General features: G+C 64.4%; 11 protein-coding genes and 1 pseudogene. 9 read left to right on the top strand and 3 right to left on the bottom strand.

The window, feature by feature from the left end:
- The first annotated feature begins 121 nt into the window (after nucleotides 1-121).
- Genes ribH through thiL form a run of 3 tightly spaced genes read left to right on the top strand, consistent with a single transcriptional unit; the run spans nucleotide 122 to nucleotide 2,087 of the window.
- Nucleotides 122-589 carry a 6,7-dimethyl-8-ribityllumazine synthase gene (gene ribH / locus BN1263_RS08050; RefSeq protein ID WP_058980441.1) on the top strand — a complete coding sequence of 156 codons (468 nt, stop codon included), beginning with the start codon at nucleotides 122-124 and terminating at the stop codon, nucleotides 587-589.
- Nucleotides 586-1,065, top strand: a complete 480-nt coding sequence (nusB, locus tag BN1263_RS08045) for a transcription antitermination factor NusB (RefSeq protein ID WP_005408062.1) — start codon at nucleotides 586-588, stop codon at nucleotides 1,063-1,065. Before ribH ends, nusB begins: the two co-directional genes overlap by 4 nt.
- A gap of 59 nt (nucleotides 1,066-1,124) precedes the next feature.
- A complete protein-coding gene (thiL, locus tag BN1263_RS08040) occupies nucleotides 1,125-2,087 on the top strand; it encodes a thiamine-phosphate kinase (RefSeq protein ID WP_058980440.1) in 963 nt (320 codons plus the stop codon).
- 163 nt (nucleotides 2,088-2,250) lie between these two features.
- Here the strand turns inward: thiL and BN1263_RS08035 are convergent, their stop codons facing one another.
- From BN1263_RS08035 to BN1263_RS08025, 3 genes are all read right to left on the bottom strand, one after another.
- Nucleotides 2,251-2,667, bottom strand: coding sequence for a hypothetical protein (locus BN1263_RS08035; protein ID WP_058980439.1), 417 nt, complete (start codon nucleotides 2,665-2,667; stop codon nucleotides 2,251-2,253).
- Nucleotides 2,668-3,154: 487 nt separating this feature from the next.
- Nucleotides 3,155-3,877 carry a fimbrial biogenesis chaperone gene (locus tag BN1263_RS08030; protein WP_058980438.1) on the bottom strand — a complete coding sequence of 241 codons (723 nt, stop codon included), beginning with the start codon at nucleotides 3,875-3,877 and terminating at the stop codon, nucleotides 3,155-3,157.
- 54 nt (nucleotides 3,878-3,931) lie between these two features.
- Nucleotides 3,932-4,447, bottom strand: a complete 516-nt coding sequence (locus BN1263_RS08025; protein ID WP_058980437.1) for a fimbrial protein — start codon at nucleotides 4,445-4,447, stop codon at nucleotides 3,932-3,934.
- Between the two features lie 418 nt (nucleotides 4,448-4,865).
- On the opposite strand from BN1263_RS08025, the gene BN1263_RS08020 reads away from it, so the two are divergent.
- From BN1263_RS08020 to BN1263_RS07995, 6 genes and pseudogenes are all read left to right on the top strand, one after another.
- Nucleotides 4,866-7,400, top strand: coding sequence for a fimbria/pilus outer membrane usher protein (locus BN1263_RS08020; RefSeq protein WP_448226381.1), 2,535 nt, complete (start codon nucleotides 4,866-4,868; stop codon nucleotides 7,398-7,400).
- A gap of 38 nt (nucleotides 7,401-7,438) precedes the next feature.
- Entirely contained in the window at nucleotides 7,439-7,948 is a 510-nt protein-coding gene (locus tag BN1263_RS08015; protein WP_058980435.1) for a fimbrial protein, read from the top strand.
- A 31-nt stretch (nucleotides 7,949-7,979) separates the two neighbouring features.
- Nucleotides 7,980-8,960, top strand: a complete 981-nt coding sequence (locus BN1263_RS20855) for a fimbrial protein (RefSeq protein ID WP_260832923.1) — start codon at nucleotides 7,980-7,982, stop codon at nucleotides 8,958-8,960.
- Nucleotides 8,961-9,153: 193 nt separating this feature from the next.
- Complete coding sequence (locus BN1263_RS20850) at nucleotides 9,154-10,065, top strand: fimbrial protein (RefSeq protein WP_260832922.1); 912 nt, start codon at nucleotides 9,154-9,156, stop codon at nucleotides 10,063-10,065.
- An 85-nt stretch (nucleotides 10,066-10,150) separates the two neighbouring features.
- Nucleotides 10,151-10,741, top strand: coding sequence for a hypothetical protein (locus tag BN1263_RS08000; RefSeq protein WP_058980434.1), 591 nt, complete (start codon nucleotides 10,151-10,153; stop codon nucleotides 10,739-10,741).
- Between the two features lie 288 nt (nucleotides 10,742-11,029).
- A pseudogene (locus tag BN1263_RS07995) lies at nucleotides 11,030-13,955 on the top strand (autotransporter family protein).
- Nucleotides 13,956-14,007 lie beyond the last annotated feature (52 nt).

The raw sequence follows: 14,007 nt of genomic DNA, 5'->3' as shown, positions 1-14,007 counted from the left end.
CCGACCATGCCCTACCTCGGGTGGGTGCCGACCGTTGGTCGGCACAGCCCTGGGCCCCCGCCAGCCGGCAGGGGCCCATCCACGCTAGAATTACCCCCTTATCGAGTCCCCCAAGCCGCATATGAGCCACTTCGAAGGCGATCTTCGCACTCCCGAATCGGCGCGCTTCGCCATCCTGGCCAGCCGCTGGAATGCCCGCATCACCGACGCGCTGGTCGCTGGCGCCCGCCAGAGCCTGGCCGGCAACGGCATCACCGAAGCCAACATCGACGTGATCCGCGTGCCGGGAGCCTGGGAACTGCCGCTGGTGGCCGCGCGCCTGGCCGCCGCCCATGAACACGCCGCCATCCTCACCCTGGGTTGCGTGATCCGTGGCGATACCCGTCATTACGAACACGTGGCCGACCGCTGCGCCGAGGGCTTGATGCGCGTGCAGCTGGACTTCGGCGTGCCGGTGCTGAACGGCGTGCTGGCGGTGGAACGCGTGGAAGACGCCGAGGCCCGCGCAGGCGGCAGTCACGGCAACAAGGGCGAGGAAGTCGCACTCGCCGCATTGGAAATGGTCAATCTTCTGGAGCAGCTGCCATGAACAAGAACACCCAGGGCAAGCCCTCCGGTAAACCCGTCCGCCGCGATGGCGTCGATCCGGTGCTGCGCTCGCGCGCCCGCCGTCGTGCCGTGCAGGCCATCTACGCCTGGCAGATCTCCGGCGGCAATGCACAGTCGCTGATCGCCCAGTTCGCCCACGAGCAGGCCCGCGAAATCGCCGATCTGGCGTATTTCGAGGCGCTGCTGCACGGTGTGCTCGACAACCGCCGCGACATCGACGAAGCCCTCGGCCCGTACCTGGACCGTGGCATCGAAGAAGTGGACGCGATCGAACGCGCCGTGCTGCGCCTGGCCGCCTACGAACTGCGCTACCGCCTGGACGTGCCGTATCGCGTGGTGATCAACGAAGCCATCGAATCGGCAAAGCGCTTCGGTTCCGAACACGGTCACACCTACGTCAACGGCGTGCTGGATCGTGCCGCCGTGGAATGGCGCAAGGTCGAATCGGGTCACTGACCCACCTGTGGTAGTGCCCACCGCGCCCTGCGCGGCACGTACAACAGCGGGAACGCCCCATGTCCCTGGCCGAATTCGCCCTCATCGACCGCATCCGCGCCCGTACCCTCGAGCGCGACGACATCCTGCTCGGCATCGGCGATGACGCCGCGCTGCTGCAGCCGCGTGCCAATGAACAACTGGTGGTTACCGCCGACACGCTCAACAGCGGCGTGCACTTCCCGGTGGAAACCCCCGCCTTCGACATCGGCTGGAAGACCCTGGCGGTCAACCTGTCGGACCTGGCCGCGATGGGCGCGCGCCCAGCGTGGTGCACGTTGGCGTTGTCGCTGCCGGAAGCCACCGAAGACTGGATCGAGGCCTTCGCCGATGGCTTCTTCACCCTGGCCGACCAGCACGACATCGCGCTGATCGGTGGCGACACCACGCGCGGTCCGCTGTCGCTGTCGGTGACCGCGATGGGCCAGGTCGGGCGTGGCCAGGCGCTGCGCCGCGACCGCGCACAGGTGGGCGATGACATATGGGTGAGCGGCACGCTGGGTGATGCCGCCGGCGCGCTGCGCCTGTGGCAGCAGGGTGCACTGAACGTGGCCACGGCCACCTTGCTGGCCGACTACGAAAGCCTGCGCCTGCGCCTGCTGCGGCCGACGCCACGCGTGACGCTTGGCCTGCGCCTGCGTGCCTTCGCGCATGCGGCGGTGGATGTGTCCGATGGCCTGCTGGCCGATCTGGGCCATATCGCCACGCGCAGCAACGTGGCCGCGCATGTGGATGCCGATTCGCTGCCGATCTCGCACGCGCTGCGTGAACTGCTCGGCCGCGACGATGCGCGCGACTGCGCACTGCGCGGTGGCGACGACTACGAGCTGTGCTTCACCGCCGCCGCCGACCAGCGCGACGCGCTGCACTACCTGGCCGAATCGCTGGGCGTGCCGCTCACCCGCGTCGGCCGCATTGCCGAAGGCCAGGGCGTGCACGTGGATGGCGAAGCCGCTGACGGCGGCTACCAGCACTTCGCGTAGCCGCAGCGGTACTGCACTGCTGGGTGCCAACCTTCGGGGTGGGGTCAGATTGATGTTGCTCTGGTAGGTGCCAACCTTGGTTGGCACGAATGTGTCGGGCGCCCATGCCAATGCCGTGTCGACCAAGGTCGACACCTACCGAGGTCGAGTGTATCGGCATCGCTCAGTGCTTCGTCGCGTGCAACTGCACATCCACATACTCGGCCAGCCCACGGCAGGCCAGCAACAGCCCTTCGCGCGCGCCGTCATCCATGTGCTGGTCGATATCCCCGTCCACGCGCACGCGTTCGGTGGCGTGCAGCAGTTCCAGCAGGAAACTCAGCCCCGCATTGGCGCGGTCGATGCGCGCCAAGGCCAGGCGCTGCCCGGGTGTGCGGTTGCTGTCGGGCCACGGCTGGCCATCGGCGGCATCGCCTTGGCGGATGTACTGCAGGCAGGCCTGCAGGGTGATGGCGCCAGGGCTGTTACCGGTCTGCAGCGCAACGAAGGTGTCTTCCAGCGTGCGGGCCAGGTCATCGGGCAGGCGCGTGGCGGCCTCGCCCAGGGTGGCGAACAAGTGCGGGTAGGGGGAAGCGGTCATGGCGGCGTCCTTGTGCAAGCGGCAAGGGGCCACCCTGCTTAACAGCGAGGGTGGCGGACGGTGCGTGGTTGCAATACCGGTGACCGATGTAGAAACGCCGGCGGGCACGAGGCCCCCGCGCACCGTCCGCCATGTAGGCATAGACGGAATGCCTGCCGACGCCGCCCAGGCACAGGGGAAGGAGGCGACGCCGGCAGGCAAGCGTAAACAACATCGATCAAACGGGATTGCAAGCCCGTGCCACCCGTTGTCGGTGGCGCCACATGATTTGCATGAAGCGCCTGCGCTGCCAATGAGAATTGTTGGAAAGTTCGAAAGCGTTGCAGATGGCCCGCGCGCACGGGAGCGCGTCAATTACGACAAAGCATGTAGAGCCGAGCCCATGCTCGGCTCATAGCGCAATGCACGGGGTTCAGCCCGATCTGGCCGCACAGCAGCCGAGCATGGGCTCGGCTCTATAGAAGATGGCTCGCGCGTCAGGCTGCGCTCAAGGGGAGATCTTCGCCTCGGCATCGCGCGGCGTGCCGTAGTCGTCCAGCCACTGGAACGTCACCGTCGCGGGCATCGCCGCGCCACTCGGAAGCGGCAGACGTACCTGCGCGCCCGGTGCGATCATCTCTGCTTCCACCTTGCGGCCGTCGGGCAGGGTCAGCGTGCTTACAGTCACGTGGTAGGCGCTGGGGTTGCTCACCAGCAGGGCACCGGCCTGCGCACGCCATTGCAGTTGCCCGGCCGCATCACGCGGCTTGCCGGGCAGGCCGGCCGGGCGGTGGAACAGCTTCACCCGCGTGCGCACGGCGAACTGCAGCAGGTTCTTGCCGGCGGCATCGGTGGGTTTGGGCGGAATGTCCAGCAGGTTGAAGTAGAACAGCGATTCACGATCCGTCGGCAGCGGTGTCTCCGACGGGCGCGGCGCGTAAGTAATGCGGTACGCCTGCCCCTGGTGGGCCTGCAGCAGGCGCGGGTCGGCCGGCGTCAGACGGAAGGGCGTGCGCACGTTCTCGGGGCGTGCATGGCTGTCGCCATCGTCAATCCAGACCTGCACCATCGCGGCCTTGTCGCCACCGTTGGTGGCCTTCACGGTTACATCGCGGCCCTGGGACGCGTCATGCACGATGCGCGTGCCCTGCAGCGTCACCGCTGCCGATGCCGGCAGCGCCAGGGCGCCAGCCAGCAGCGCGGTCATCCACGTCATTGCACGGATCTTCATTAGGTCGTCCTCCAATAAGGCGCGCCACCACGGGGTGGCGCGCAGGGGTGTGCGTTACTTGTAAAGCACGACGAAATCGCCCGAGGCGTTGGCCGTGCCGGCAGTGGCGTTCTTGCCCGGCGAGGAATACCAGGCGCTGTAGTCCAGCTGGCCCTTGCCGGCGGCCGGAATGTTCACCCACTGCAGCGGGTCTTCGCCCAGCTTCTGGTGGTTGCCCGAGGCGTCGTACAGCGCCACGCCCACGTTGCTGGCCGTGGAGGCGGCTGTCAGCGCCAGGTTGCCGGTGCTGCCGTCGGGCGTGCCGCCAAAGCGTACACCCACTTCCTGGGCGGCGCCGGAGCCGGAGCAGTCCAGCAGGATGCTGAAGTTCTTCATGCCGGCACGCTCGGCTTCATTCACCCACGCGACGTCCACCTTGCCCATCGGCACGGTGATGGTGCCGCCGGTGGCATCCACCGAGCAGGTGCTGGTCATCAGCTCGCCGGTGATTTCCAGCTTCTCGGCGAATGCGGCGGGAGACAGGGCCAGCGCGAGCGCGCCGGCGGCAATCAGGTTCAATCGGTTCGACATGGGAATGTCCTTGGTAGGGAAACAGGGGAATCCGCATTGGACGAACCAGCGGATGCGCACAGTGTTCCCAGCCGGGCGGCACGTGGATATGCAATTAGTTGCAAGGTGCTTGCAGGACAGTGGAGTCCGTGCTTGCGGTACAGCGTCCGGTTAAGAAGCCTCATTTCCGACTGCGACAAGCTGTCGCATGCAGCGTTAGGTGCATCTGCAATGCATTCGATTGACTGCGGTCATTTGTTGAAAACAAGCCTGAATTGCGCCGAAACAGAGGTGTGGCTAGAAACCGCGTGGTTTCGTGGCGCGTTGTCGCTTTGCAACAAATTGCATGGGAAGCCGGCCGCACGCTGTCTACGCTTCGGCCCACTTCGACTACGAGCGATGTCGCCTTCGGCCTCATCGAGTGACGCTAACCATGCACATGCGCCTCCTTCATCTCCGCACGCCGCATCGTTTTGCCAGCCGTCCGCTGGGGCTGGCAATTGCCGCCGCCGTGGCAATGGCGATTGCCGGTCATGCCAGTGCCAACGGTGATGATTCCCTGCAGTTCAGCGAGGGCTTCCTGATTGGTGGCCAGGCCATCGACATGCAGCGCTATGCGCAGGGCAATCCCATGGTGCCGGGCGTGTATCCCCTGGACGTGGTGGTCAATGGCCAGTTCCACGCCACGCGCGATATCACCTTCGTGGCGGCGCCGGCACCTCTGGGTGCAACCCCGTGCCTGCCGGCCGGGCTGGTACGCCAGTTGCCGCTGAAGGAGATGTTCCTGGCCGAGCTGGACCAGGATGATGAAGGCTGCGTCGCGCTTCCCAGCCTGATCGACGGTGCCACGGTCGAGTTCGATGAGAGCAATCTGCAGCTTCTGGTGAACGTGCCACAGGCTGCGCAGGCACGCGATGCGCGCGGCTACGTGGCACCTGCACTGCGCGACCACGGCGTCACGGCAGCCTTCTTCGATTACAACATCAACCACAGCCGCAACCAGGGCCAGCAGGCGACCTACCTGGGGCTGAACACGGGCGTGAACCTGGGCGCGTGGCGGCTGCGTCATCGTTCGTCCTTCAGCCAGGGCAGCCATGGCTCGCGTCACGATGTGATCAGCAGCACGCTGCAGCGCGATCTTCCGGCATGGAATGCCCAGCTGCTGTTGGGGCAGGGTACGACCGGTGGTGAACTGTTCGAGTCGCTGTCATTTACCGGTGTGCGGGTGGCCAGCGACGAGCGCATGTTGCCGGATTCGCTGCGCGGCTTCGCGCCGGTGGTGCAGGGCGTTGCCGAAACCAACGCGGTGGTGAGCATCCGCCAGAATGGCCACGTCATCCACGAAGTAAGCGTGGCGCCGGGGCCGTTCTCCATCGAAGATCTGTACCCGACCAACTTCGGTGGCGACCTGGACGTCACCGTCACCGAAGCCGACGGCCGCCAGCAGCAGTTCACTGTGAACTTCTCTGCAGTGCCGCAGGCGCTGCGGCCGGGTGCCAGCCGCTTCAGCGTCACCGCCGGTGAACTTCGCGATGCACGCGGTGTGCGTGAAGCACTGCGCTTTGCCGAAGGTACATACGCACGTGGCATCAGCAACCATTTCACCGCGCTGGGCGGGGTGCAGATTGCCGAAGACTTCCAGTCCGCACTGTTCGGCGGTGCAATCAATACACCGCTCGGTGCGTTCGGTGCCGACGTTACCCATTCGCGCGCACGCCTGGCCAATGGCGAACAGGTTACCGGCAACAGCTTCCGGCTGAACTACCAGCGCTACATCACCGCAACGGGTACCAACTTCGGCTTGGCAGCGCTGCGTTACAGCACGCGCGGCTATCTCTCCCTGAATGATTTCGCCCAGGCGTACAACGACGATTGGGGAGTCAGTGGCCGTGCGCGCCAGCGCTTCCAGGTGAACTTCTCGCAGCGTATTGGCGAGCGCAGCACGCTCTCGCTCAATGGCGGACAGGTGCGCTATTGGGACAGCGCGCAGCAGCACAACGATCTGCAGCTGCGCTTCCAGACCAGCATTGGCCGCGCCAATCTGAGCTTGTCTGCCATGCGTCTGCAGATGGGCGATGGCCGTCAGGACACCCGCTATGCGGCAACCTTCAGCATTCCGTTGGGCTCGGCCCCGCGCGCACCGCGCTTGAGCACGCAGTTGGCCCACTCGGGCCGTGGTGAGCAGGGCCAGCTGGGTCTGAACGGAACGCTGGGCACTGATCAGCAGCTGAGTTACAGCCTGTCTGCCAGCGATTCCAGTGACGGGGCGGGCAGCGTCAATGCCTACGCGTCCTACCGGGGTGGGCATGGCACGGTCACCGCCGGCTACAGCCGGTCGGGTGATTACAACGCCTTCAACGCCAGCGCGGCCGGCAGTGTGGTGGTGCACCGCGATGGCATCAACTTCGGTGCGCCGGTGGGCGATGGCTTCGCGCTGGTACAGGCCGATGGCGCGCAAGGCGCCCGCATCGGCTACGGCAGCGACGTGCGCATCGGTCGCAACGGCTATGCGCTGCTGCCGCACGTGAGCCCCTACCGCTGGAACCAGATTGAACTGGACCCGTCGGGCCTGCCGATGGATGTGGAACTGCTGCAGACCTCGCAGCGGATTGCGCCGACAGCGGGCAGCATCGTGCGGGTTGCGTTCAATGCCAAGCGCGAGCGCACATTGTTCATCGACGCCACCGATGCGCTGGGGCAGCCGCTGCCATTTGCCGCGCGTATCGAAGATGAGACCGGCCGCAGCTATGGCGCAGTGGGCCAGGGCGGTGTGATCCAGCTGCGTGGCGCACCCGAACACGGCCAGCTGATCGTCGACCCGGATGGCCCGCATCGCTGCCGACTGCAGTACACCACCCCGGATGCCCCTGATGCCTATGGTCTTTCGTGGAGCCAGGCGGTGTGCACGCCGCTGCCGACCCCGAGCACTGGGCTGCAGGCCGTCTTGAATGCGGTCGAAGCCACCTCGTTCTGATGTCCTGATTCCATTCTTTCAACCCAAGGAGTTCTTTCATGAACCTGTTCAACCGCATCACTGTGTGCACCGCACTGCTGGCCGCCGCGCCGCTGGCCCTGGCTGACACTGCCACCCTCACCATCAGCGGCAAGGTGCTGCCCGGCACCTGCACGCTTACCGCAGCGCCGATCACCCTGGACCCGGTGAAGGCCAGCGACCTGACGCCCGGCGCCGATGCGCAGATCAAGGCGGGGGCGCTGCAGTTCGCGGGCTGCGTTGGCGTGAGCAAGGCGGTGTTGTCCTTCGCCGGTACCGCCGCCGATGGCGACGCCACGCGCTGGAAGAACACCGCTGCAAGCGATGCGGCCGAAGGCGTGTCGATCTCACTGCTGTCCGGCACCACCGGCAGCAACTATCTGAAGGATGGTGACACCGGCATCGATGTGCCGGTGACTGGCGCCACCGCGCGTTACGACCTGCGTGCCGCCTACTTCCTGCCCACCGGGGAAGCGCCGAGCGCAGGTGAGATTTCTACCGAGATCGTGGTCACTGCTGACTACGAGTGACGCGGCCCGCGAGCTACCAAGGAGCATGACAATGAAAATTGCATTCAAGCCAGAGCCATTGGCGAAGTGCGCACGAGCGCGTGCGGCGGCGTTGCTGGTCGGCGTTGCACTGTTGACGGTATCCGCGGTTGTCCAAGCGTGCACGCATTATTTCAACGTTCCGAGGGATCGGGATTTCACTCATGACACCTACCCGGAGGAGCGCGGTCGGTGGATCAGAGGGACCAACGGTGCTACGAGATTCCACAGTTGCACCGCCAGCTTCGATCTGAATCTACGCCTCGACGCACCTGAACTGACCTATGTCGGCACGCTCGACTATCTGGGCATGACCTTTCCGGCATATGAGTTCGGGCCGGAGTCCCCTTTGGTGATCTTCACCTTTGAACAGGTGTTTGGCTGGGACCGCGTTCCGGTTGGCGTGGGGCGCGAACTGACGTACCCCATTGAGTTGAAGTCGCCATCTGATGCGAATGTCGATTTCAGACCAGAATTCTTCTCCAGAGGGGGGCGGATGCGCACCTATACGTTTGCCGCGACCTTGACGTGGACCTCCCCCCAGCAGCCGGCCATTGACGGTAGCTATAGCGGCTCTTACACCCTGCGCTTTCCTGTGGCGACGTGTCCGTTACAGGACAGCGCAGAGACCCTGGCCGACGTGCAGACTGCTGAACTTTCCGTTCCAGGCGGGACCGCCAAGGAAAAGCTGGTGGCGATCCGCATGAACTGCGGTGTCGATCCGCCGCGCGCCCGGATGACGCTGAGCGACGCCGGCGATGCCAGCAACACCGGCAGCCAGCTGACCCCCACGGCCGATTCAGACGCAGAGGGCGTGCGCGTGCAGTTGCTGCGCAACGGCAGCGAAGTGCAGTTTGGTCAGACGTGGGATTTCGAGCCAGGCGTCGGTGGTGTGCATGATCATCAGTTCACCGCGCGCTACATCCGCACCGACGAGCCGCTGGTGCCCGGCCTGATCAAAGGCGAGGCCGTGCTCGATGTGGACTATTGGTGAGCGCATCGCAGTTGCCAGAGGCCAATCAAGCCCTATCGATAGTCCTGGACAGGCCAGGTGCGGTGGGCGCATCACCGCGTTCCTCAGTTCTCTCTATAAACGCCAATAGCCGGATTACTGGCAGGAGATTCATCAATTGCGCACAGCTACCGACACGCACCGACGGTTCCGTCGGCCCGCCCTGGCCCTGGCCGTGTCCTCGCTGCTCGCCCTGGCGGGCCATGCAAGCAGCTGCACGTTCACCGTACAAGCGCCCATCGTCATCAACAAGAGCAGGCCCGGCCATCCTGACACGGTCCGCATGATATGGGACGACGGAACCAATATCAGTTCCAGCGGCTGTCCCGTTTCCAGTAAGCACTCTCTGGATATGACCCTGGTGGGCCCGGCGCTGCGCTGGGCCTCGGATGTGGATTTCACCGCGTACCCCATCCAAGGTCGGTTGCCGCTGTACGAGGTTGGTCCTGACTCGGCGCTGCTGGGGTTTGTTGCAAGCGATGGAGACAGTTCGTACTGGCCGTTGCGACTTGGTCCCAACCGTTTTCCAGGTGTTCCTGGCAACACGAACTTCATTGTGATCGCATACGTGTACAGCCGCGGCGAGAGAATGCGCGACTTCCAGACCACGCTGGATCTGGAGTTTTCCTCCGTTGACCATTCGACGATCAATGCAAGCCTGCCCATCAGTATTGACATGCAGTTTCCTCCGACAACCTGCCCTGTGCGGGACGTTGCGGAAGTGCTACAGGATGTCAGCGTCGCGGAGTTGATCGCGCCGGGGGATACGGCGAAAGACAAGATCGTGGTGGTTCGCATGGAGTGCGGAGCCAACGTGCCGCGCGCGGAACTGATGTTGAAGGATGCGGGGGATGGGGGAAACACCGGAAGCCTGTTGACCCCTACAGCGGATTCCGGCGCCAAGGGGGTCCGTGTACAGCTTCTACGTGGCGGCAGCGAGGTGCAGTTTGGGCGGGCCTGGCACTTCAATCCCGGCACGGGGGGAGTGCATGACCATGCTTTCATCGCCCGCTATTACCGCACCGCGGATGCTCTTGTTCCAGGCATGATCAAGGGGGAGGCAGTGCTCAACGTGGACTACTGGTAGGACCACGTCGGACATCTGCACCTGATTTGATGGGCTGCGTTGACGAGGGGGGGCACGATGAGCTGATTTTCGATGAGGATATTCAATGCGTCTGGCCATCGTCCATTACACGCGTCTTCGCTCACTGCTTGGATCCGTTCTTGCCGGCTTGTCACTGGTATCCGGGCCGGCAATGGCATGCGAACACTACACAGCCTATCCGGACGTTGTGCTTGATACGGTCTATGCAGCTGCTCCAGTACAACCACGCGTCTTCATGGATCAGGAAAGAGGGCGCTCATCCTTGAGGAAGTGCGCGTTTCCGGGCGGGCCCATCAGTGTCTTCGTGCGCTTGGATGTGCCAGGGCTGACGTACGCAGGTGACCTGCAATACCAGGGAAGGACGTACGCGTCCTATGCCAGCTCTCCCGATTCGGTGCTGTTGGCCTTCGATGTCTACTGGAATCTGCTGGATCGAAAGCCGCTCCGCCTTGGTGAGGAACTGGAGATGGAGTTTTATACCACCGCCGGTGATGGGCTGCAGTACGTCATCAGCTATACCGCGCTGGTGTTTTCGCGTGGCGGCCTGATGCGCAGCTCCCCCGTCCGTACCGGACTCATCTCGCTGCGGTCACCGGAATATCCCGGCCTTGACAGCAGTGGCGATTACTACTTGGCGCCCGTGTTGAAGCCATGAGGATGGCGCAGGGAGGAGGCCGTCGCCATAGGCGAATTGACGAATAATTCTTTTTCGCAACATCTTCACATATCCGTCATCTCGCCTGAATGAATGTGGCGCGGGCGAGACGGGTCAATCACGTCAGTCTGCGTGATACCTGTAGTTGCATTCACCTCCTAGAGGTCGCCTCACGAAACTTGATGTCGCATGTGTATCGCAATGTCGCATCTGACATTGCAACTAATTGCATGGTGGGTGTTCAACGCGACATCCACTATGCCGGTCTCGACAAAAGGAGATCCCGACATGCAATCCCATCAGATCCGCTACTCGGCGCTGGCCCTCGCACTGACGGCGGCGCTAGCCGTTGGCATCCCCGTCAGTGCGCACGCACAGCAGGTCATTGCAGACGGTGACGCACAGACCCCGGCAGCGGGGGATTACAGCGCAACCGGTGTGGGCAACCACGCCTTCCATGCGCTCAACGGCGGCAGCATCGTTCCGCTGGGTGCGGTCATCGTGAGTGCCGATGGCGATGGCGCATCCGCGGCCCGTGCCGAGGGTGCCGGCAGTCGTATCGAATTGAGTGGTTCGACCTTGGTCACCACCGGTTTCGGTGCCACCACCGCGCTGGCAACGACGGGCGGTGAACTGCATCTGACGGCGACCGACGTCATCAACAAGGGCACCGGCATGGGCGTTGTGGCGCATACCGGCAGCCAGGCCACGCTGCAGGATGTGAACATCCGCATGGAAGGGGTGTCGTCGGTCGGCCTCGCCGGCGGCGGTGACATCACCATGACCGGTGGCTCGATCTCGGCGATGGGGCTGGGTAGCCGCGCTGTGTCGGCCACCGGGGCGAACATGACCCTGACCGGCGTTGCGATTGAAGGCGAGTCGGGCATCTGGCTGGCCGATAACAACCAGCTCAACCTCTCAGGAAGCACGGTGAAGGCCAGCGGCATCGCGTTGGACATCAATGGTCGCAGCAATGCAGTCACGGTGGCGGACTCCAACTTCCACAGCACCGGCAACGGGACCGGAACGGTCAAGATGTTCTCCGAATCGACGCTGGTAATGGCCCGCAGTTCCGTCATCAGCGAGGGTGATCGTGCGGTGGGCATCGATGCACGGACCGGTACGGTGGATCTGGACCGCGTGAATGTGACCACGTCCGGTGAGAGCAGCCACGGCCTGTATGCCGATTTCACAGGCATCGGCGCCGGCCCGATCATCACTGCACGTGCGGCCCAGATTCACACCACGGGCGCGGGTGCCATTGGTGCGGTTGCGCGCCAGGGCGGCAGCATCCATCTGGACGACAGCATCATCCGTACCGAAGGCCAGCAGGCCCATGGTGTGCTGACCGGGGGGTAGCGGCGGGATGACGTTGACCGGTTCGCACATTCGCACCGAGGGCAAGGGCGCCTGGGCTGCGGTGATCAATGACAACGGCAGGCTGGGCATCGACCGCAGTGCGTTGGAAAGCGTCCAGCATGGTGGTGTGTGGGTGCGTAGCAGCCGTGACTCCGGTTTGACGCTGTCCAACAACACCTACGTATCGGGTGGCAATGGCATTGCCATCGCACTGGATGCGGCGGTGGCGGGGCGTTTCGACGTGGTGTTGCAGGGGCATTCGCAGATGGTCGGCGACATCGTCATCACGCCCGAGGACGAGGATGCCGGTCTGGTGCCGCAGTCCGATGTGCACGTGCGCCTGGCAGACGGGTCGCTGTGGCAGGGCACGTCCAACCTGGTGCAGACGATGGCGATTGAAAGCGGAAGCCAGTGGACACTGACCGGTGATGCCACGGTGGGCGAACTGAGCGTACTGAACAGTGGTGTGGCGCTGTCCGACGGCAGTGGCCGATTCAACACGCTCACCGTGGACGGTGATCTGCACAGCGAGGGCGCGACGTTCCTGTTCCAAGGCGCCCTGGGCGGTGACGACAGCGCCTTTGATCGCCTGCATGTGCGTGGCGATACTTCGGGCGATGCAGGCATTGCGGTGAAGAACATTGGCGGCGTTGGCGCTCAGACCAGCGATGGCATCCAGCTGATCGAAGTGGACGGTGCATCGTTGGCGACCTATGCGCTTGCCGGCCGCGCCGTGGGCGGCTCCTATGAGTACTTCCTGTTCAAGGGGGGCGTGACTGATCCCACCGATGGCAACTGGTATCTGCGTTCGCAATGGTTTGATGTCTGCAAGGACAATCCGGCCGCGCCGGGCTGTGTGGTGGACCCGGTTGATCCGGTTGACCCCATCGATCCCATTGATCCGGTGGACCCCGTGGATCCCGTGGACCCGGTGCCGGTGCTGCGTCCCGAAGCCGGGGCGTACCTGGCCAACCAATCGGCAGCCATCAACATGTTTTCCCATCGTCTGAACGACCGCATCGGTGCCGTTTCGCTGGATGAAGGTCGTGCCTCGTGGGCGCGCGTTGGCCGGCAGCAGGCGGACTTCAGCGCGGTCGGTGGTCAGCTGTCGATTGATGGCAACACCTCGGTGCTGCAGATTGGCACTGACCTGGTTCGCCGGGGCAATGCAGCGTTCGGCGTGATGATGGGCACGGGTCGTGCCGACAGCAGCGCAGTGTCCGATCTGACCGGCTACAGCGCCAAGGGTCGGGTGCGTGGCAGTGCCGTGGGTGTGTACGGCACCTGGTTGCAGTCGGCTGAAGGCACCCAGGGTGCATACATCGATGCGAACCTGCAGTACGGCCGTTTCGATAACCGGGTGCAGGGCATTGGCCTGGAGCCGGAGCACTACGATTCGCGCATGGCCAGTGCGTCGCTGGAGGCCGGCTACACCTTCAACGTGTGGCAGGGTGCCGCCAGCGCGCTGTACGTGCAGCCGCAGCTGCAGCTGAGCCATGTCGATTTCCACGCCGATCGCCACGTGGAGAGCAACGGCACGGTGATCGACCACGCCGATGCCGGTGGCCTGAGCGGGCGTCTGGGCGTGCGTGTGTTTGGCCATGGCACTGCCGCCGGCAACACGGTGCAGCCGTACCTGGGCGTGAACTGGCTGCGTGGCAGCGGCACCAGCACGTTGCAGTTCAACGGTGACGCGCTGGGCGCGGACGTGCCGCGCAACCGCTACGAAGTGCAGGCCGGTGCAGAGTTGAAGCTGGGCCAGCGCTGGGGCGCGTGGGGTGGCATGAGCGTGCAGCGCGGTGATTACGGCTACCGCAATGTGGGCGGCCAGCTGGGCCTGCGCATGGCCTGGTAAGCGGGCGTGCAGCGGGGTCGGATCCCATTGCCATGGCAATGGGCTCTGCCCC

This window comes from Stenotrophomonas thermophila, assembly GCF_001499715.1.
Taxonomy (GTDB): domain Bacteria; phylum Pseudomonadota; class Gammaproteobacteria; order Xanthomonadales; family Xanthomonadaceae; genus Stenotrophomonas; species Stenotrophomonas hibiscicola.
The sequence above is the reverse complement of the archived record's forward strand: the minus strand, read 5'-3'. Positions and strand labels throughout refer to the sequence as shown.

Coding starts and splice junctions, on each gene's coding strand:
- ribH (WP_058980441.1), top strand. CDS start 122: ATGAGCCACTTCGAAGGCGATCTTCGCACTCCCGAATCGGCGCGCTTC.
- nusB (WP_005408062.1), top strand. CDS start 586: ATGAACAAGAACACCCAGGGCAAGCCCTCCGGTAAACCCGTCCGCCGC.
- thiL (WP_058980440.1), top strand. CDS start 1,125: ATGTCCCTGGCCGAATTCGCCCTCATCGACCGCATCCGCGCCCGTACC.
- BN1263_RS08035 (WP_058980439.1), bottom strand. CDS start 2,667: ATGACCGCTTCCCCCTACCCGCACTTGTTCGCCACCCTGGGCGAGGCC.
- BN1263_RS08030 (WP_058980438.1), bottom strand. CDS start 3,877: ATGAAGATCCGTGCAATGACGTGGATGACCGCGCTGCTGGCTGGCGCC.
- BN1263_RS08025 (WP_058980437.1), bottom strand. CDS start 4,447: ATGTCGAACCGATTGAACCTGATTGCCGCCGGCGCGCTCGCGCTGGCC.
- BN1263_RS08020 (WP_448226381.1), top strand. CDS start 4,866: ATGCGCCTCCTTCATCTCCGCACGCCGCATCGTTTTGCCAGCCGTCCG.
- BN1263_RS08015 (WP_058980435.1), top strand. CDS start 7,439: ATGAACCTGTTCAACCGCATCACTGTGTGCACCGCACTGCTGGCCGCC.
- BN1263_RS20855 (WP_260832923.1), top strand. CDS start 7,980: ATGAAAATTGCATTCAAGCCAGAGCCATTGGCGAAGTGCGCACGAGCG.
- BN1263_RS08000 (WP_058980434.1), top strand. CDS start 10,151: ATGCGTCTGGCCATCGTCCATTACACGCGTCTTCGCTCACTGCTTGGA.